This is a genomic window from Belnapia moabensis DSM 16746 (assembly GCF_000745835.1).
Taxonomy (GTDB): Bacteria; Pseudomonadota; Alphaproteobacteria; order Acetobacterales; family Acetobacteraceae; genus Belnapia; species Belnapia moabensis.
In genome coordinates, this window is sequence record NZ_JQKB01000008.1 from 54,221 (window position 1) to 72,056 (window position 17,836).

Consider the following 17,836-nt stretch of genomic DNA (forward strand, 5'->3'; position numbering starts at 1 on the left):
GCCGCGGAACAGCCTGTGAATTCGCCGGGAACCCGATGCGCCGCCGGCCATTGCAGCATCCGGGCAACAGGGGCGTGGAATGCCGCAGGCGACAGGCAGGTCAGGGCTGGGCTGGCGCGGGCTGCGCGACCTCACCGGGCTGGCGGCCATCGCCGCCGCGGCTTCCTTCCTGCTGCTGGCGGTCGGCGGCGTGCTGCTGGTGCTGAACCTCGCCCGGCTGGCCGAGGCGCGCCGCTCGACCGAGGCCACCTTCCGGATGCTGGACGGGGCGCGGGCGGTGGTGGTCGATCTGCTGGATGCCGAGACTGGCCAGCGCGGCTTCCTCCTTCTCGGCGAGGCCGGCTACCTCGCCCCCTACCATCAGGCGGTTGACCGCATCTGGGCCGATTTCGCCGCGCTCGATGCCGCGGTCATGGTCCCCGAGCAGCAGGCGCGGCTGGATGCACTGCGGCCGGTGATCGAGGCGAAGCTCGCCGAGCTGGCGGAGACGGTGGCGCTGCGCCTCGATGCGCCCGAGGCGGCGCTGGCCGTGGTGCGGACCGACCGCGGGCGCGAGCTGATGGACCGCATCCGCGACGGTTTCGGCACCTTCGAGGCCACCGCGCGGCGCATCCTCCGCGAGCGCACGGCGCTGCAGGACGAGCGCACGCGGATGACGACCTTCCTCGCCCTGGGCTGCGGCCTGCTGGCGCTGGCCTCGGCCGGGCTCGGCGCCCTCGGCATGCTCCGCCGGCGGGACGAGCGCCGGCTCGTCGAGCAGAACCACCGGCTGGAGCAGCAGGTCGAGGAGCGCACGGCAACGCTGGAGGAGGCGAATGACGAGCTGCGCTCCTTCGCCGCCACCATCTCGCACGACCTGCGTGCCCCGGTGCGGGCCATCGGCGGCTTTGCCGCGGCGCTGGAGGAGGATGCCGGCGCCCGGCTCGGCGAGGAGGAGCGCGACTACCTCGCCCGCATCGCCGGCGCCGCCGAGCGGATGGACGGGCTGATCGACGACATCCTCGGCTACAGCCGCCTGGCGCGGCAGGACATCGCGCTGCGCCGGGTGCCGCTCGAGGAAGTGGTGGAGGCGGTGCTCGACCAGTCCCGCGCCGAGCTGAAAGGCGCGCGCGTCGAGGTGCTGCGGCCGATGCCGGCGGTCAGCGGCCATGCCGGCGTGCTGGTCCAGGCGGTAGGCAACCTCCTCGGCAACGCGCTGAAATTCCGCCCCCCCGGCGAGCCGCCGCAGGTGACCATCCGCTGCACGGAAGGGGAGGGCGGGCTGGTCCGCCTCTGGGTCGAGGACCGCGGCATCGGCATCGCGCCGGAGCACCAGGAGCGCATCTTCCGCCCCTTCGAGCGGCTGCACGGGCGGGAGGCCTTCGCCGGCACCGGCGTCGGCCTCGCCATCGTGCGGCGGGTGGCGGAGCGGCTGGGCGGCCGCTGCGGCGTCATCTCCGCGCCCGGCGAGGGCAGCCGCTTCTGGATGGACCTGCCACGCTGGACCGGGCCGGAGGCCTCATAGCGCCGGCTCCTGCCGCAGCCGGGCCAGCGGCAGCTCGATGTCGCAGGCCAGTCCCTCATCCCGCCAGGCCATCCCCACCTGCCCGCCGAGCTGGTCCCGCAAGGTGCCGGCCAGCACGCGGGAGCCGAAGCCTGTGCGGCGCGGCGCACCCCCGGTCGCGGGCCCGCCGCTCTCCTCCCAGCGCAACCGCAGCCGCTCCTCCTCCGCCATCGACCAGGTGATGGCGAGCCGCCCGGTGGGCCGGCTGAGCGCGCCGTATTTGATGGCATTGGTCGCCAGCTCGTGGATCGCCATGGCGAAGGGCTGCGCCGCCCCGGGCGGCAGCACGAGGCGCGGCCCCTCGATGACGGCGCACGGCCCGCCGCTGCCGCCGAGGAAGGCCGAAAGCTCGCCGTGCAGGAGGCGGTGCAGGTCCGCCCCCGACCAGCTATCGGCTGCGAGCAGCGTCTGCGCCCGCGCCAGCGCCGCGATCCGCCCCTCGATGGCACGGATGAAGCTCTCCGTGTCCGGCGCCTGGGTGAGCCGCAGCGCCGCCTGGACGACGGCCAGCATGTTCTTCGCCCGATGGTCCACCTCGCGGGTCAGCAGCATCTGCCGCTCCGAGGCCAGCTTCTCCTGGTGGACATCGACGATCACCACCAGCGCCGCGATGACCGAGCCGTCATCGCCAGGGATGGGGATGCCGCTGATCCGGCGCCAGCACCCCTCGCCACCGGGCTCGCGGTGCAGGAAATCGACATTCAGCGCCACCTCGCCGCGCAGCGCCCGGGCGGCGGGGAAGTCCTCGGCCGCGACCGGGCGGCCGTCGGGGCCCCAGCCGAGCCAGTTGCCCCGCGCCGTGCGGTCCACCGAGGGGATGACGGCGCGCGGCAGCAGCCGGCGGAATTCCGGGTTGCCGACAATGATCCGGCCGGATGGCGCGACCAGCCCGGCGCCGATCGGCAGATGGGCGACGACCGTCTCCATCTGATGCGCCTGCTGCAAGGCGCGCTGCACCCGCTCCCGCTCCGCTGCTTCGGTGCGCAGCCGGGCATTGGCTTCGGTGAGGGCGCGGGTGCGCTCGGCGACGCGGGCTTCGAGCACCTCGTTGGCGCGGCGCAGCGCCGCCTCGGCCTCCTTGGCGGCGGTGACGTCGACCGCGGTGCCGGTATAGCGCAGCGGCCGCCTCGCCGCCGCCTCGTAGCAATGGCTGCGGACCATCACCCAGCGCAGGCTGCCATCCGGGTGGACCAGGCGGAACTCCTTGGCGAAGTCGCCGAGCGAGCGCAGCGCAACCGTGCAGACCTCGGTGACTGCCGCCCGGTCGCCGGGATGGATGCGCTCGGCGATCCGCGCCTGCGGCAGCCCCGCCGCCAGCGCCGCCGGGTCGAGGCCGAAGAAGCGGGCGAAATGCTTGTCCGCGCTGACGGTCCTGTCACACGCGTCCCAGGTGAAGAAGCCGATGACGCCGGTCTCGAGCGCCGCCGCTTGGCGGTCGCGGCTGGCGCGCAACTCCGCCTCGCGGCGGCTCACCTCGCCGAACACCCGCAGCCGCGCCACCGCCGAGGCCAGCAGGTTGGCGTAGCTGCGGAGGAAATTGAGGTCGCTCTCGCTGAAGTCGCGCGGCCGGCGGCTGTCCACCTGCAACAGGCCGAAGGGTGGCTGGCCGGAGGCGCCAAGGATGGAGACATTCGCCATCGCCTTCACCCCGTGCTCGATGAGGAAATCGGGGAAGCGGAAGCGGGTTTCGCGGGCGATATCGGAGGAGACGATCGCCTCCGGCGACTTCATCGAATACGTTTCCGAACTCTCGTCGTCGAGCGGCAGGCGGAGCTGCCCGACGATGCCGGGCCGCCAGCCGATGCCGGCGCGCACCAGCAGGGTCTTCCCGTCCGGCTGCAGCTCCACCACCTTCGCCATCTCGGTGCCGAGCGCCTCGCCGACCAGTCGGCAGGCGGTGGTCAGGATCTCGTCGAGATCATCGGCCTCCAACGCGAATTCGCCGAACCGTGCCAGCACGGTCTGTTGCCGCAGCAGGGCCTCTCCTTGCCAGTCCGGTACCGCCCTCGTGCTCAAGCCTCGTCCTCGTGCATCCCGTCATGCGGTAACGCAGGAGGCGGGGTCGGTTCCGTGCGGAAACGTCCATCGCGCGCCTCGCTAGAGCAAGCCTTCGCGCCGGAAGCTGAGATGCCGCCCGCGGCCGATGATGAGATGGTCGTGCAGCGCGATGCCGAGCACGCCGACCGCCTGCTTCACCTCGGCCGTCATGGCGACATCCTCGCGGGACGGCGTCGGGTCGCCCGAGGGATGGTTGTGCACCAGGATCAGCGCCGTCGCATGCAGCTCGAGCGCGCGCTTCACTACCTCGCGCGGATAGACCGGCGTGTGGTTCACCGTGCCGCGCGCCTGCGCCTCGTCGGCGATCAGCCGGTTGCGGGTGTCGAGGAAGAGGATGCGGAACTGCTCGATCTTCTCCTCCGCCAGCACGGCGGTGAGGTAGCCGATCAGCCGCTCCCAGTTGTTCAGCACCGGCCGCTCCATCACCTCGGCCCGCGCCAGGCGGAAGGAGGAGGCCTGCACCAGCTTCAGCGCGGCGACGCTGTGCGGGCCGAGGCCGCGCGTCGCCAGCAGCTGGTCCTGCGGCGCGGCGAGCACGGCGCCGAAGCTGCCGAAGCGGTTGATCAACGCCTTGGCCAGCGGCTTGGTGTCGCCCTTCGGCATGGCGAAGAAGAGCAGCATCTCCAGCAGCTCGTAATCGGCCAGCGCCTCCGGCCCGCGCTCCAGCAGCTTCTCCCGCATCCGCGCGCGGTGGCCATGCGGCCCGGTGCTGGGGAAGGGCAGCTCGGCCGGGGGGCGGGCGGGCAGCGGCGCCTCCGCCCGCTCCGGCGCCCGCTCGGGCGACAGGGTCTCGCCGGACGGCGCGCGGGCGAAGGCGACCGGCGAGGCGCTTTCACGGAAGCCAGGCGGCGGGCGAGGCGCCGCCGCCGTCTCGCCGCTCCGGAAAGGCAGCCATTTCCTCAGCCACACCGCACCCCGCTTCCTGCCGGGTGGGGCGATCATGCCGATATCGATGCAAATGTAAAACATTTCTTCATGGCCACGCCCATGGGCCAACCCATCTAGACAGCACATTCTAAAACGTGCATTCCAATTCCCATGGTCAGGACGGCACGCTTCACCGAGGACGACTTCATCGAGGCGACGGTGGCACTGGTCGCCGAGGGCGGCCCCGCCGCAGCCACGATGCAGGCTATTGCCCGCCGGGTCGGGGCGCCCACGGGCTCGATCTACCATCGCTTCGAATCCCGCGCGGCCGTCCTCGGCGCCGCCTGGAACGCGGCCTATGCCTCCTTCACCGCGGCCCTCACCCCCCTGCTGCAGGCCGGCCGCCCCTGCGAGGCGGCGCTGGCCATCCTCCCCTGGGCCAGGGCAAGCGAGCGCCGCGCCCGCTTCCTGCTGCTGCACGAGCCCGTCACCCTGTTCGAGGATACCCCGCCCCCGCCGCCGCTGCGGGCCGAGCTGGAGCGGCTGGAGGAGGGTTTCGATGCCGCCTTCCGCGCCTGCATCGCCGCCCGCGGTGACGGCATCCTCCGCGACGAGGATCTGGCGCGGGCCAAATTCCTCATCTTCGACGCGCCGATCGCCATCCTCCGCCCCCATCTTCAGCGCGGCGGCGCCTTGCCACCCTTCGCCGAGCGGATGATTGCCGAACTCCACGCCGGCATGCCCCTTACGTAAGCTTACCATCCCCCGGAGCACCGATGGACGACCACGCCCCTCGCCGCAGCATCAGGATCCACGCGCCCGAGGATTTCGCCGGGATGCGGGCGGCCGGGCGGCTCGTCGCGGCCGCCCTCGACATGATCGGCGCCCATGTCCGTCCCGGCATCACCACCGCCGAGCTCGACCGCCTCTGCCATGAATTCGTGCTCGACCACGGCGCCAGGCCCGCTTCGCTCGGCTACCAGGGCTATGCCCATGCCACCTGCATCTCGCTCAACCACGTCGTCTGCCACGGCATCCCCGGCGAGCGTCGGCTGGCCGATGGCGACATCCTCAACATCGACCTCGCCGTGATCCTCGACGGCTGGCACGGCGACAGCAGCCGCATGTATGCCGTCGGCCAGGCCGGCACCCGCGCCACGCGCCTGATGGAGGTTGCGCATGAGGCGATGATGCGCGGCATCGCGGCGATCCGGCCGGGCGCCACGGTCGGCGATATCGGCCACGCCATCCAGCGCCATGTGGAGGCGGCGCGCTTCAGCGTCGTCCGCGAGTTCTGCGGCCATGGCCTGGGGCGTGTCTACCACGACGCCCCGAACATCCTGAACTACGGCCGTCCCGGCACAGGCGCCCGGCTGCGCCCCGGCATGTTCCTCACCGTGGAGCCGATGGTGAATGCCGGGCGGCCGGAGGTGAAGGTGCTGAGCGACGGCTGGACCGCCGTGACCCGCGACCGCAGCCTCTCCGCCCAGTATGAGCACAGCGTCGGCGTGACCGAGGCGGGCTGCGAGATCTTCACGCTGTCGCCGGGCTGACGGCCGGGGACGATGCCGGCGCCGATCCCTGCCCTGGCGCCTCCGCTGCCGCCAGCACCCGCGCGGCCGGCAGCAGGATCTCGCAGCGCAGCCCCGCCGCCTCCCAATGCTGCTCCACGCTGCCGCCGAGCTGCCGCGCCAGCGTCGCCTCCAGCACCCGCGTGCCGAAGCCGCTGTCCTTCGGCGGTTCCACCACGGGTGGCCCGCCACTCTCCTGCCAGGAGAGGCGCAGCCGCGCCGGCGGCCCGGCCAGCACCTCCCAGCGCAGCAGCAGCCGCCCCTCCGCCCGCGACAGGGCGCCGTACTTGGTCGCGTTGGTCGCCAGCTCATGCACCGCCATGGCCAGCGCCTGCACCGCGTTGGCGCCGATGGTGAGGGCCGGCCCCTCCAGCCGCACCTGCCCCCGGCTGGCATCGAGGAAGGGCGCCAGCTCCCCGCGCAGCAGCGTGCCGAGGTCGACGCCCTGCCACTGCGTCTGCGACAGCAGCGCCAGCGCCTGGGCGAGCGCGGTGATCCGCCCGTCCACCAGCTCGATATAGCTCGGTAGGTCCGGCGCCCGGGTCAGCCGCAGCGCCGCGCGGGCGGTGGCCAGCGCGTTCTTGGCGCGATGGTCGACCTCGCGCATCAGTAGGTCGCGCCGCATCTCCGCCTCGCGCTGCTCGGAGATGTCCTCCACCAGCACGACGACCCGCCCCGGCTCGCCCGGAAGCGGGGCGGAGGAGATGCGGACCGGGATGCGCGAGCCGTCCGGCCGCTCGTATTCCTTCTCGAAGGGGCTCCACCAGCCGCGGGCACGCGCCTCGACGACGGCATGCTCGTCGCGGGCCAAGTGCTCCGGCGGGGTGACGCGCCGCCAGTCCCAGGTCCCAGCCTCAAATGCGGCCCGGCTGCCGCCGGTCATCTCCAGCAGCCGGTCGTTGCAGAGCAGCGTCTCACCCGTGGCCAGGTCGAAGACCGACATGCCCACCGCCCGGCTCTCGAAGACGCCGCGGAACCGCGCCTCGGCCGCCTGGCTTGTTTCGGCTGCAGCGCGCGCGGCGGCCTCGCGGGCGAGCGCCGCCTCCGCCACCTCCGCCGCCCGCGCCCGGCGCAGCGCCAGCCAGGCGGTGCCGAGCAAGGTCAGCGCCGCCGCCAGCGTCACCACCCCATAGGCGCGGAGGTTGCCGCGCCAGCGCCTGAGCAGCACGTCGACATCGGCGCCGAAGCTGACATAGACCGGCCATTGCCCGACCCGGCGATAGGCGAAGATGCGGTCCGCGCCATCGATGGTCGAGATGCCGCGGCTGAGCCCATGCTCCGGCTGCCGGGCGACGGCGCTCATCAACGCGCTCTCGGGGCCGAGTCGCCGCGGCGCGTTGCCGGCCGGGTTGCGGGCGAGCAGGGCGCCGTCGCTCCGGACCAGCAGCGCCACATGCGGGAAGGGCGGCGAAGCCTCGCGGAAGAAGTGCACGAAGTATTCGGGGTTCAATGAGACATGGACGGTGCCGAGGAAGCGCCCGTCCGATGCCGGTCGCCGGCGGCTGACCGCAACCGAGGAGACGGCGGTCGCCCGGCCGCTGAAGGCAGCGCTGACATAGGTGCCGGTTCCCGGGTCGTCGCGCTGGACGGCGAAGAAATCGCGGTCCGCGATGCTGGTGCTGCGGTCCCAGCCATGGCTGCCCGCGAGAACATACCCCCGCGCATCCGCCACCCAGACCGAGACGATCTGGCTGAGCGGCGCATTCACCGCGGCGAGGAAGTCGCTGACCTCCGACCGCGCGACCTCGGCATCGTCCATCGTCTCGACCCGGTCCTGCACCCGGTCCAGCACGAGGGAGGCAGTGTCGAGTACCCGGGCGACATGCTCGTGCATGATGGACGCGGTGCGCTCCACCGTCGCCGTGCTCTCGCGCAGCACCTCGCCGCGGTTCCACCAGGCGGCCGTGCCGAAGACGGCGGCCGGCACCAGCACCGCGGCGATGAGGATGACCTGCTGGAAACGCGTGGCGGACAGCATCGGGGCCGGTCAAGGTCCTGGGACGGTGGGCCGGTGTCAGGCCAGCCGATCCTCCCGACCGGCTCGCGGAATTGCGAAGTAACGGTGTGCCCGAGCGCCGGCGGCGAAGGCAATGGCCATTTCGCGGCCCGGGCTCACGCCACCGCCTCTTCCTCCGGGTGCCCCGGCGCCGTCTCCCAGCCCGGCCCGGCGATGGTGACGATGCGCCGCCCCGTCAGGTCCGGCCGGGTGACGATCGCCCCGCGCTCCTCGATGAAGGCCAGCGCCCGCCGCGCCCGGCCGGCGGAGCGGGTGCCGTAGGCACGCGCGATGGCGGCATCCGATGGGCAGGGGGCGCCAGCCAGCGCTGCCCGCGCCAGCAGCAGGAAGACGCCCTGCAGGTCTTCCGGCAGCGGCGCCGCCCGCGCCACCGCCTCTGCCCACTCCTCCCCCTCGGCCATCTCCGCCGGCACCCCCGCCTTGCCGATCGCCAGAAGCCGGCGGAATGCGGCCATGTCGGGCAGCTTGCTGCCGATCTGCTCGATCCGGCAGCGGACGAGGAAATCCTGGTACAGCACCGCCGCCGGCCGGTAGCCGCTGTCGGGGTCGGCCAGCACCTGCCGCATCACCGCCTCCAGCCGCCGCCGCTGCTCGGCCTGCTGCTCGGCCGAGGGCGGCGGCAGGGTAGGGGGCGGCGCCGGCCGGGCGGCGGCGAGCTGGGCGAGGATATCCGGCGGCGGGGGAGGGGGCGCACGGCGCGGCCGAGGCGCCTCGGGCGCCGGCGGCTGGAGGATCAGCGCCCGCGCATCCTCCAGCGGCTGGCTCGGCAGGGGCGTCAGCTTCGGCGCCGCGCCGCGCGATTCCGTCTCCACCGCGCCGATCCGCACCGGCAGCGGCCGCCGGGCGAGGGCCGGCCCGAGCGCCACGAAATGCCCCTGCCTGAGGTCGCGGAACATCTCCGCCTGGCGCTTCTCCATCCCGAGCAGGTCGGCGGCGCGCGCCATGTCGATGTCGAGGAAGGTGCGGCCCATCAGGAAGTTGCTAGCCTCGGCCGCCACGTTCTTGGCGAGCTTGGCCAGCCGCTGCGTCGCGATGATCCCCGCCAGCCCCCGCTTCCGGCCGCGGCACATCAGGTTGGTCATGGCGCCGAGCGAGACCTTCCGCGCCTCGTCCGCCACCTCGCCGGCGGCCATGGGGGCGAAGAGCTGCGCCTCGTCCACCACCACCAGCATCGGCGTCCAATGCGCCCGCTCGGCATCGAAGAGCCCGCCGAGGAAGGCCGCGGCCCGGCGCATCTGCCCTTCGGTGTCCAGCCCCTCCAGGTTGAGGATGACCGAGACCCGGTGCTGGCGGATGCGCTCGGCGGCGAGCTGCAACCCGGCCTCCGAATGCCCCGCCGCATCGATCACGAGATGCCCGAATCGGTCGGCCAGCGTGACGAAATCCCCCTCCGGGTCGATCACCGCCTGCTGCACCCAGGGCGCGCTGCCCTCCAGCAACCGTCGCAGCAGGTGGGACTTGCCCGAGCCGGAATTGCCCTGGACCAGCAGGCGGGTGGCCAGCAGCTCCTCGAGGTCCATCAGGGCGGGGGCGCCGGCTTCCGTCTGGCCGAGATCGATGCGGACCGTCATGGCGCGGTGGTAGCGCAGCAGCGCGCTTCCATAAACAGGGTCTTCATTCTTGCGGTGGCATGATCCGCCCCGTTGTCGAGGCCGGGAGTGAGAGGCGATGCAGGCTGGAACCGCCGAGGAGGTGCTGTCGCTCCGCGCCGAGATGGGCGGCATGTTCTCCGACCTGCGCGGCTTCATCGACCGCCGCATCGCCGAGCTGAGCGCCGAAATCCATGCCACGGTGCAGCTGGTGGACTACTCGGAGGAGAACCTTTCCGGCCAGCTCGGCCGCATCCACGAGCAGATCGCGACGCTGATCGCCATCCCCGCCACCACCACCCGCAACAGCGGCCTCGAGCTTGAGGCGGTGGTGCAGGCGACGGAGGCCGCTGCCAACACCATCATGGAGGCCGCCGAGGCCATCCAGGACTGGCTCGCCAGCGACAGCAAGGATGCCGCCTCGCTCCGCCTCGTCTCGGAGAAGGTCAGCTCCATCTTCGAAGCCTGCTCCTTCCAGGACGTCACCGGCCAGCGCATCCGCCGCGCCATACAGCACCTCCAGCAGGTCGAGCAGATGCTGGAGGGGATGATCCCCGGCGGCACCGCCCCGGTCGAAACCGTGGAGGTGAGGGCGGTGCGGCACACCGTCGCCGAGCCGGAGGCCGCCGGCCCCGACCTCGCCCAGGCCGAAATCGACCGCCTGCTCAACGACTTCTGAGGCCCGGGGCACCCCCTCCATGAATGGCAGGGTTGCGCAGGATCAATTGGCATTTCGCGCCGATGCGGACATATGGCGGATCACACCGCCGATGCCGGACCCGATGCACACGCGCCAAGCCTTCCTCGCCCATTGCCGCGCCAATCTCGCCGAACTGCGCCGCGAGGGCCGCTACCGCGAATTCGCCCATCTGGAGAAATTGGCCGGGCGCTTCCCGCTCTACCGCTGGCACGCGCCGCAGGGGGTGCGGGAGGTCACCGTCTGGTCCTCCAACGACTATCTCGGCATGGGCGCGCACCCGCAGGTGCTGGCCGCCGCCGCGAAGGCGGTCGGGGAGCATGGCGTGGGCGCTGGCGGCACCCGCAACATCTCCGGCACCTCGCCGCTCCATGTGGCGCTGGAGGCGGAACTCGCCTCGCTGCACGGCAAGCCCGCCGCGCTGCTCTTCGGCAGCGGCTACATCGCCAACCAGGCCGGCATCGCCGCGGTGCTGGAGGCATTGCCCGGCTTCATCGTCTTCTCCGACGCCAAGAACCACGCCTCGATGATCGCCGGCATGCGCGGCGCCAAGGGCGCGGGCCGGGTGATCTGGCGGCACAACGACCTCGCCGACCTCGAGGCCAAGCTGGCCGCCGCCCCCGCCGGGGCGCCGAAGCTGATCGCCTTCGAGAGCGTCTACTCCATGGATGGCGACATCGCCCCGATCGGCGCCATCTGCGACCTCGCCGAGCGCTACGGCGCCATGACCTATCTCGATGAGGTCCATGCCGTCGGCCTCTATGGCGCGACGGGCGGCGGCATCTCGGAGCGGGACGGCGTCGCGCACCGCGTCGACCTGATCGAGGGCACGCTGGCCAAGGGCTTCGGCGTCTTCGGCGGCTACCTCGCCGGCGATGCCGACATGGTGGACTACATCCGCAGCACCGCGGGCGGGCTGATCTTCACCACTGCCCTGCCGCCCGCCGTCGCCGCCGCCGCGCTGGAGAGCGTCCGCGTGCTGAAGCGCGACGAGGCCCGGCGCGGCGCGCTGGCCGAGCGCGCCGAGGCGCTGAAGGCGGCCCTCGACGCCGCCGGCCTGCCGCGCATCCCGGGGCCGAGCCACATCGTCCCCGTCTGGGTCGGGGAGGCGGAGCTCTGCCGCCAGGTCGCGCGACGCCTGCTGGACGAGCACGGCATCTACGCCACGCCGATCAACTACCCCACCGTCCCGCGCGGCACGGAACGGCTGCGCCTCTGCGCCACGCCCTTCCATACCGATGCGATGATGGCCGCGCTGGTCACCGCGCTCCGCGCCGTGCTGCCGACCGATCTCAGGCAGGCGGCGGAATAGCAGCCGCCCGGCCGAGGAAGGCCGGCCCCTCGACCTCCGCCACGGTGATGCCGCGGTCGAGGTCGAGCCCTGTCAGCCGCCAGTCATGCACGGCGAGCGGCAGCGGCCGCAGCAGCCGCTCGTGGAATTGCGTCGGCCAGCGCACGCCCTGGCGCTCGATATGCCCCCAGGCATCCACCTCGGCCACGGCGCCACGCGTGCCCTCCATCCCCTCCAGCCCGAAGCGCACCCGCCGCATCAGCCGCTCCTCCCGGTCGAGATAGAGGGCAATGCGCTCCGCCCCGGAGAAGCCGAGGCCGGGGATCATCCGTCCACGCAGCACCACGCAAGGCCAGCGCCGCCCACCCACCGTGACCGCCTCGTCCTCATCCCGCTCGAGGATGGCGGCCCGCGGCGTCCCCCAGCCGCCCGCGAGCAGCATGGGCCCGAGCAGGAAGAGCGCATAGCCATCCGCCACCAGCGCCGCCGCGCTGCGCCGCTCCGCATCCTCTGCCGGCTCGCCGTTGAACCAGACCCGCACCTCGCCTGTGCCCCCGCCGCCGGAGCGCCGCACCACCTGCTTCCGCCCCTCCGGCCCCGCATGGGCCTGGGCGACGATCCCCTCCCGCGGCAGCAACCGCTCCTCGGAGGTGCCGCGGAAGCCCCGGTCCACCAGCACCGGCTGCAACCGCCCGATGACCGGCGCCCACTCCCCGGCATAGCTCACGCTGACATCGCGGAGGCGCCGGAAGGCCTCCAGCCCATGCGCCGCGGCGCTTTCCTCCAGCAATGCGCGCGCTTCCGGCGTGCTGGCGGCGATCCTCGCCTCGGGCAGGGGCGAGGCGCAGGCGGCCAGCGCGAGCGGGGCGAGCAACGTGGTGCGGCGAGTCGGCATGTCGCCGAGCATAGGTCAGGCAAGCAGCCGCCGCGCCCCCTCCCAGACCGAGCGCGCGATCTCCCCCGCCGGCTCCGCCCGCGCCAGCCCCGCCGCCTGCCCTGCCCAGGCCTGGATGCGCCCGATATTCCCCGCCTTGGTTCCCTGCTCCCGCATCGCCCCGGTGAGCCCGCGCTGCACCGGATAGGGCGCAGGCTCCGGCGCATCCGGCGCCGTCGCCGCCGCGACATAGGCGGTGGCCAGGCTCCGCCCCGCCCGCCCGCTGAAGACGCGGCTGACCCGCGTGCCCTCCGGCGCCGCCCCGCCCAGCGCATCGGCCCAGGCCGGGGCGATCCCCGCCTCCGGGGCGCGGAGGAAGCCGGTGCCGATCTGCGCCGCCGAGGCACCGAGGGCGAGCGCCGCCGCCACCCCGCGCGCATCGGCGATGCCGCCCGTCGCCACCACCGGAATCCGCACCGCATCCACCACGGCCGGGACCAGCGCCATCAACCCCACCATCTCCGCCTCCGCCCGCGCCGCATCGAACCGGCCGCGATGCCCGCCGGCCTCCGCCCCCTGCGCCACGAGGATGTCGGCCCCCGCCGCCTCCGCAGCGCGGGCCTCGGCCAGGGTCGAGACGGTGGCCATCCAGGTGATGCCGCGCGCCTTCAGCCGCTCGACTAAGGCGGCCGGGAACAGTCCCATGATCGAGGAGACGGCCGCCGGCGCCGCCTGCAGCAGCGCCTCGCATTGCGCCTCGAAATCGGGCGGCGCCGCATCGCCCGCCTCTGCCGGCACCTCCGGCCCCCAGCCACCGAGGAAGCGTCGCACCGCCGCCTCGCGCGCCGCATCGCGGACGGGCGGCGGATCAGGAATCCAGAGGTTCAGGCTGAAGGGCCCATTGGTCGCTCCCCGCACCTCGGCGGCCCAGGCGAGGATCGCCTTCGGCTGCATCAGCAGCGCCCCGCAGGCTCCCATGCCGCCGGCATTGGCAACGGCGATGGAGAGCGCGGGCGGGCAGGTCCCCGCCATCGGGGCGAGCAGGATCGGCAGGCGCAGGCCGAAGCGGTCACAGAAGGCCGCGCTGCGGGCGAGGGCCGAGGTCATCGTGGTTTCCTCCACTCATCGGCCCCCAGGGTTCCGCTGCCGGGGCTTCGGCACAAGCGATGATTCCTGATCGGCGCCATCGCTCCGGCAGATGGCTTGCCGCCGCCGCCCGCCCGCGCCTTACTGGCCCCCGGCATTGGAGCGCATCGCCATGGACGTGGCCGATCTGCGGATCTTCGAGGCAGTGGCGCGGCTCGGCAGCATGAGCCGCGCGGCGCTGGCGCTGAACACCGTGCAGTCCAACGTCACCGCCCATATCCGCCAGCTGGAGGCGCGGCTCGGCCTGGCGCTGTTCGAGCGCGGCGGCCGCGGCGTGCGGCTGACCGCGGCCGGCACGCGGCTTTTGCCCCAGGCGGAGCGGGTACTGCGCGCGCTCGAGGATGCCCGCCGCGCCGTGCTGGACGACGGCACCCCGCGTGGCCCGCTCTGCCTCGGTGCCCTGGAGACGACGACGGCGATCCGACTCGGCCCGGCGCTGCGCGACTTCGTCACCGCGCATCCGGCGGTGGACCTGACGATCCGCACCGGCACGACGGCGGAGCTGCTGGAACGGGTGCTGGCGCAGGAGGTGGAAGGCGCCTTCCTCTGCGGTCCCGTCGCGCATCCGGCGCTGGAGGCGGCGCCGGTATGGGCGGAGGAGCTGGTGCTCCTCTCGGCCCCCGGCACCCGCCCGCTGGCGCGCCTGCTGGCGGGGGAGGGGGATATCCGCATCATCGTGCTGCGCGCCGGCTGCTCCTACCGGCAGCGGCTGGAGGATGTGCTGGCGCGACGCGGCATCCCGGCGCCGCGCCTGCTGGAATTCGGCACGCTGGAGGCGATCTTTTCGAGTGTCGCGGCCGGCCTCGGCATCACCCTGCTGCCGCGCGCGCTGATAGGCCCGGTGGTGAAGCCCGGCCGCCTCGCGGTGGAGGCGCTGCCGCGCAGCGAAGGCCATGTGGAGACGGTCTTCGCCCGCCGCCGCGACTGCTACGCCTCGGGTGCGCTGCGTGCGTTTCTCGATGCGATGCGCCGGGCGGAAGCGCATACCGTGGAAGCAGCCTAGCTCAAGGAGGCCAGGGGCCCTTCGGCCCCCGACAGGAGGAGCTTGAGGAGGGCAGGAGCCCCCTCAACCCATCCCGTTGTTCTTGGACCAGCTTAGCATCCTCGCCCAACCCATCCTTCGCCGCACCCTCGCGGTAGCTGAGCCGGCAATCCGCGTTGAAGCCGTGCGGCAGACATCGACCCCGACGGTCTTCCCCACCACCCGTGCCCTCGCCGCCGCATCGGCATCGGCGACCGGCATGCCGGTATCCGCCCCGCCACAGAGGCCGTGCGGCCCGTCCACGCTCAATGTTCCGCCACGGTATTGGTAAGCGAGCCGATGCCGTCGATCTCGCAGCGGATGACATCGCCCGGCTTCAGCGTCCGCGGCGGCTGCATGGCGTAGCCGACGCCCTCCGGCGTGCCGGTGATGATCACGTCGCCCGGCCGCAGCGTGAACCCGAGCGAGAGCTGGTGGATGATCTCGCGCACATCGAAGATCATCTTCGAGGTGTGGCTGTCCTGCCGCTTCTCGCCGTTGACGAAGCAGCGGATGCCGGTGTTGAGCGCATCCAGCTCCTCCGCCGGCACGATCCAGGGCCCGAGCGGGCAGGAGCGGTCGAGCGACTTGCCCTTGAACCACTGTCCGTAGCGGCGCTGCAATTCGCGCCCTGTCACGTCATTGCCGATGCTCCAGCCGAAGACGTGGCTGAGCGCATCCTCCCGGCTGATGTTCACCCCTTCGCGGCCGATGATGCAGGCCAGCTCCACCTCGTAGTCGAGCCATTCGGTGACGCCGGTATGGGCCGGCACCAGTTCATCCGGCCCGATCACTGCCTCCGGCGCCTTGGTGAAGAACTGCGGGTATTTCGGCAGCTCGGACTGGCTGATGCCGCGGGTCCGGTCGCCCTCTGCCACATGGTCCATGTAGTTGCGGCCGACGCAGAAGACGTTGCGCCGCGGCCGGGGGATCGGCGCGAGCAGCCTGTAGCTGCCGGCCGGCAGCACCGCGGCCGGGGGAGGGGAGGCGGCCAGGGCGCGTGCGGCGGCCAGCGCCCCCGGCCCGGCCTCGATCAGCCCGAGCATGTCGGCGGGCGCGCCGCCGGCCGCGGCCAGGTCGAGGATGCGGCCATCCTCCAGCACGGCGCCGAGGCGCGGTCCCTTCGCATCGGAAAAGGTAGCAAGCTTGGTCATGGAGAGCGTCCCCCGTGTTTCTGGCGTGAGGTCCAGGGGACCGCGCGCGCGTAGTTGTGGCAAGCCCCAGGAACCCGCGACTTCCGTTGCGCGCACGCAAAGTTCAACAACCACCGGTTGCCCGAAGCGGCGCTTGTTGCTACAAGCTGGGCGACTGCAACTTCAACCGAGAGCTGGCCGGTGCAGACCCCATCCCAGCCCTCCCCGATCGGCCCCGTGCTGGCCCGACGCAGTGCCTTGGCTACGCTCGCCGCCATTGCATGCGCCGCACCCGCCCAGCCTGCGGCGGCGTCGGCCATCTTCCGTGCCGAATGGTTCCAGTTCCAGTCGCGCTTCCTGATGGCGGACGGGCGTGTCGTCGATACCGGCAATGGGGGCGTCTCGCATTCCGAGGGCCAGGGCTGGGCCCTGCTCTTCGCCCTCACCGCGGATGACCGGCCGGGCTTCGAGCGCATCCTCGGCTGGACGCGGCGGGTGCTGCGGCGCCCGGGCGACAACCTCCATGCCTGGCGCTTCAAGCCCGATGCGGCCCTCCCGGTGGAAGACCCGAACAACGCGACGGATGGCGATATCTGCATCGCCTGGGCCCTGCTCGATGCCGGCGCGCGTTGGGACATGCCGGACTACACGATGCTCGGCACCGCCATCGCGCGGGACATCCTGCGGCTGCTGGTCCGCCGCGTCGGCGCCTACAGCGTGCTGCTGCCGGGCGCGCGAGGCTTCGAACTGGCCGATGGGACCATCATCAACCCCTCCTACTACGTCTTCCCCGCCTTCGGCGCCCTGGCGCGAGCGGTGCCGGACCCGGCCTGGGTGCGCGTCGCGGCCGATGGGCTGGTGCTGCTGCGCCAATGCCGCTTCGGCCGCTGGGGCCTGCCGCCCGACTGGGCCGTGCTCGCCCGCGCCGATGGTGGGCTGACCCTGCCGTCGAACTGGCCGCCGCGCTTCTCCTTCGACGCGGTACGGGTGCCGCTCTACCTGGCCTGGGCCGGCCTCGGGGGAGAGCCGGTGCTCGAGCGTGTGCGCAATTTCTGGATCGATCCCGCGAATCCGTTCATGCCGGCCTGGGCGGACCTGACCAACGACCGCATCGCCCCCTATCCGGCTTCACCTGGGGTTACTGCCATTGCCCGCCTTGCCGGAGCGCAAAGGCCTACAGGGCCGGTGACGCAGCGGGCGGAAGGCATGGTCGCGGATGCGCCCGATTACTACTCCGCGGCGCTCAGCCTCCTGGTCCGCATGGCGCAGCGGTAAGCCGAGGGCAAGATTGCGCAAAAGTTGATATGCTGTTCAAAAACCTATTCCGTTTTGAATGAACTCACGGCATGTTGTTCTCCATCTAAGGGAACGACTGCGCGATGGAACGGGACTCGGATGTTGCTCGGGTAGCGGCAGCCTTGAAGTCTCCCGGACTCCGGTACCGGAGCTTCGGGAACGAGCCGGTGCGTGGAACGCCGTCTCAATCAGTGGATGATGCTCCGAATTCCTTCCCTCTAGTCGGCGCCGCGATGGAGGCCGCGGCGGCGGAAGCGAAGCCGGCTCCCCCGGCGGCCGAGCCGCATGCCTCGGTGCCTCCCCCAAGTTTCGTCCCGCTGCCCGCCGATTTCGCCAGCCGGCCTTCGCCCGGCCCGGTCGACCTCAGCTACAAGCTGCCCGAACCCGCCCGCCCGGCCGCGCCAACGCCCGTCGCCGAGGCGCCCTACCGGCCGCAGCCACCCTTGCCCGAGCCGCCCGCGGCGCCTTTTTTCGCACCGTCCCCCGCTCCGGCTCCCTCTCACGCGTCTTCTGGCACTCTCGCCACCCTGCTGCACGGCATGGCGCAGACCGTCGCCCCGCCGGGCTGGCCCGCCGCCATGCCACAGACCGGCCTGCTGCCCGCCGGCATGGTCACCCTGCCGCTCGCCGAGGTGATGCGCCTGGTCGGCGGCGCTCAGCCGGAACTGGCCTCGCCCTTCGCCGCCTTCCGCGTCGCGGGCCATCCCTCGGGCGTGCGCTAGACAGGATCGGG

The 17,836-nt window shown here is 72.5% G+C and carries 15 protein-coding genes; 8 read left to right on the forward strand and 7 right to left on the reverse strand.

What is annotated here, in order from left to right; all coding sequences use genetic code 11:
• Positions 1 to 79 precede the first annotated feature (79 nt).
• Positions 80 to 1,504: a sensor histidine kinase gene (locus EP26_RS31770; RefSeq protein ID WP_052388908.1), complete on the forward strand. Its 1,425-nt coding sequence runs from the start codon at positions 80 to 82 to the stop codon at positions 1,502 to 1,504.
• Here EP26_RS31770 and EP26_RS31775 read toward each other — a convergent pair.
• Entirely contained in the window at positions 1,499 to 3,559 is a 2,061-nt protein-coding gene (locus tag EP26_RS31775; RefSeq protein WP_084112371.1) for an HWE histidine kinase domain-containing protein, read from the reverse strand. The two genes, EP26_RS31770 and EP26_RS31775, sit on opposite strands and share 6 nt — an antisense overlap.
• A gap of 81 nt (positions 3,560 to 3,640) precedes the next feature.
• On the reverse strand, positions 3,641 to 4,570 hold the full coding sequence (gene radC, locus EP26_RS07270) for a RadC family protein (RefSeq protein WP_245624316.1): 930 nt from the start codon (positions 4,568 to 4,570) through the stop codon (positions 3,641 to 3,643).
• A gap of 69 nt (positions 4,571 to 4,639) precedes the next feature.
• Between radC and EP26_RS07275 the strand changes: the two genes are divergently transcribed.
• Entirely contained in the window at positions 4,640 to 5,221 is a 582-nt protein-coding gene (locus EP26_RS07275) for a TetR/AcrR family transcriptional regulator (protein ID WP_043337460.1), read from the forward strand.
• A gap of 23 nt (positions 5,222 to 5,244) precedes the next feature.
• Complete coding sequence (gene map / locus EP26_RS07280; RefSeq protein WP_043337461.1) at positions 5,245 to 6,021, forward strand: type I methionyl aminopeptidase; 777 nt, start codon at positions 5,245 to 5,247, stop codon at positions 6,019 to 6,021.
• Here map and EP26_RS31780 read toward each other — a convergent pair.
• Complete coding sequence (locus tag EP26_RS31780; RefSeq protein ID WP_052388910.1) at positions 6,002 to 8,017, reverse strand: HWE histidine kinase domain-containing protein; 2,016 nt, start codon at positions 8,015 to 8,017, stop codon at positions 6,002 to 6,004. The genes map and EP26_RS31780 overlap by 20 nt on opposite strands.
• Positions 8,018 to 8,151: 134 nt before the next feature.
• Complete coding sequence (locus EP26_RS07295; protein WP_043337462.1) at positions 8,152 to 9,627, reverse strand: ATP-binding protein; 1,476 nt, start codon at positions 9,625 to 9,627, stop codon at positions 8,152 to 8,154.
• A 97-nt stretch (positions 9,628 to 9,724) separates the two neighbouring features.
• On the opposite strand from EP26_RS07295, the gene EP26_RS07300 reads away from it, so the two are divergent.
• Complete coding sequence (locus tag EP26_RS07300; RefSeq protein ID WP_043337464.1) at positions 9,725 to 10,324, forward strand: hypothetical protein; 600 nt, start codon at positions 9,725 to 9,727, stop codon at positions 10,322 to 10,324.
• Between the two features lie 103 nt (positions 10,325 to 10,427).
• Positions 10,428 to 11,654, forward strand: a complete 1,227-nt coding sequence (hemA, locus tag EP26_RS07305) for a 5-aminolevulinate synthase (RefSeq protein ID WP_043337573.1) — start codon at positions 10,428 to 10,430, stop codon at positions 11,652 to 11,654.
• On the opposite strand, the gene EP26_RS07310 is transcribed toward hemA, so the two are convergent.
• Positions 11,635 to 12,528 carry a hypothetical protein gene (locus tag EP26_RS07310; protein ID WP_157033431.1) on the reverse strand — a complete coding sequence of 298 codons (894 nt, stop codon included), beginning with the start codon at positions 12,526 to 12,528 and terminating at the stop codon, positions 11,635 to 11,637. The two genes, hemA and EP26_RS07310, sit on opposite strands and share 20 nt — an antisense overlap.
• A 15-nt stretch (positions 12,529 to 12,543) precedes the next feature.
• Positions 12,544 to 13,614: an NAD(P)H-dependent flavin oxidoreductase gene (locus EP26_RS07315; RefSeq protein WP_043337467.1), complete on the reverse strand. Its 1,071-nt coding sequence runs from the start codon at positions 13,612 to 13,614 to the stop codon at positions 12,544 to 12,546.
• Positions 13,615 to 13,765: 151 nt separating this feature from the next.
• Here EP26_RS07315 and EP26_RS07320 point away from each other — a divergent pair, with 151 nt between their 5' ends.
• On the forward strand, positions 13,766 to 14,656 hold the full coding sequence (locus EP26_RS07320; protein WP_043337468.1) for a LysR family transcriptional regulator: 891 nt from the start codon (positions 13,766 to 13,768) through the stop codon (positions 14,654 to 14,656).
• 284 nt (positions 14,657 to 14,940) lie between these two features.
• Here the strand turns inward: EP26_RS07320 and EP26_RS07325 are convergent, their stop codons facing one another.
• The gene (locus EP26_RS07325) at positions 14,941 to 15,828 is read right to left on the reverse strand and encodes a fumarylacetoacetate hydrolase family protein (RefSeq protein ID WP_043337469.1); all 888 of its coding nucleotides are present in this window, start codon (positions 15,826 to 15,828) and stop codon (positions 14,941 to 14,943) included.
• A gap of 180 nt (positions 15,829 to 16,008) precedes the next feature.
• Between EP26_RS07325 and EP26_RS07330 the strand changes: the two genes are divergently transcribed.
• Positions 16,009 to 17,082, forward strand: coding sequence for a glycosyl hydrolase family 8 (locus tag EP26_RS07330; RefSeq protein ID WP_052388911.1), 1,074 nt, complete (start codon positions 16,009 to 16,011; stop codon positions 17,080 to 17,082).
• 212 nt (positions 17,083 to 17,294) lie between these two features.
• Positions 17,295 to 17,825, forward strand: a complete 531-nt coding sequence (locus EP26_RS07335; RefSeq protein WP_157033433.1) for a hypothetical protein — start codon at positions 17,295 to 17,297, stop codon at positions 17,823 to 17,825.
• Positions 17,826 to 17,836 lie beyond the last annotated feature (11 nt).

Coding starts and splice junctions, on each gene's coding strand:
- EP26_RS07300 (WP_043337464.1), top strand. CDS start 9,725: ATGCAGGCTGGAACCGCCGAGGAGGTGCTGTCGCTCCGCGCCGAGATG.
- EP26_RS07325 (WP_043337469.1), bottom strand. CDS start 15,828: ATGACCAAGCTTGCTACCTTTTCCGATGCGAAGGGACCGCGCCTCGGC.
- map (WP_043337461.1), top strand. CDS start 5,245: ATGGACGACCACGCCCCTCGCCGCAGCATCAGGATCCACGCGCCCGAG.
- EP26_RS07315 (WP_043337467.1), bottom strand. CDS start 13,614: ATGACCTCGGCCCTCGCCCGCAGCGCGGCCTTCTGTGACCGCTTCGGC.
- radC (WP_245624316.1), bottom strand. CDS start 4,570: ATGTTTTACATTTGCATCGATATCGGCATGATCGCCCCACCCGGCAGG.
- hemA (WP_043337573.1), top strand. CDS start 10,428: ATGCACACGCGCCAAGCCTTCCTCGCCCATTGCCGCGCCAATCTCGCC.
- EP26_RS31780 (WP_052388910.1), bottom strand. CDS start 8,017: ATGCTGTCCGCCACGCGTTTCCAGCAGGTCATCCTCATCGCCGCGGTG.
- EP26_RS07295 (WP_043337462.1), bottom strand. CDS start 9,627: ATGACGGTCCGCATCGATCTCGGCCAGACGGAAGCCGGCGCCCCCGCC.
- EP26_RS31770 (WP_052388908.1), top strand. CDS start 80: ATGCCGCAGGCGACAGGCAGGTCAGGGCTGGGCTGGCGCGGGCTGCGC.
- EP26_RS07310 (WP_157033431.1), bottom strand. CDS start 12,528: ATGCCGACTCGCCGCACCACGTTGCTCGCCCCGCTCGCGCTGGCCGCC.
- EP26_RS07320 (WP_043337468.1), top strand. CDS start 13,766: ATGGACGTGGCCGATCTGCGGATCTTCGAGGCAGTGGCGCGGCTCGGC.
- EP26_RS07275 (WP_043337460.1), top strand. CDS start 4,640: ATGGTCAGGACGGCACGCTTCACCGAGGACGACTTCATCGAGGCGACG.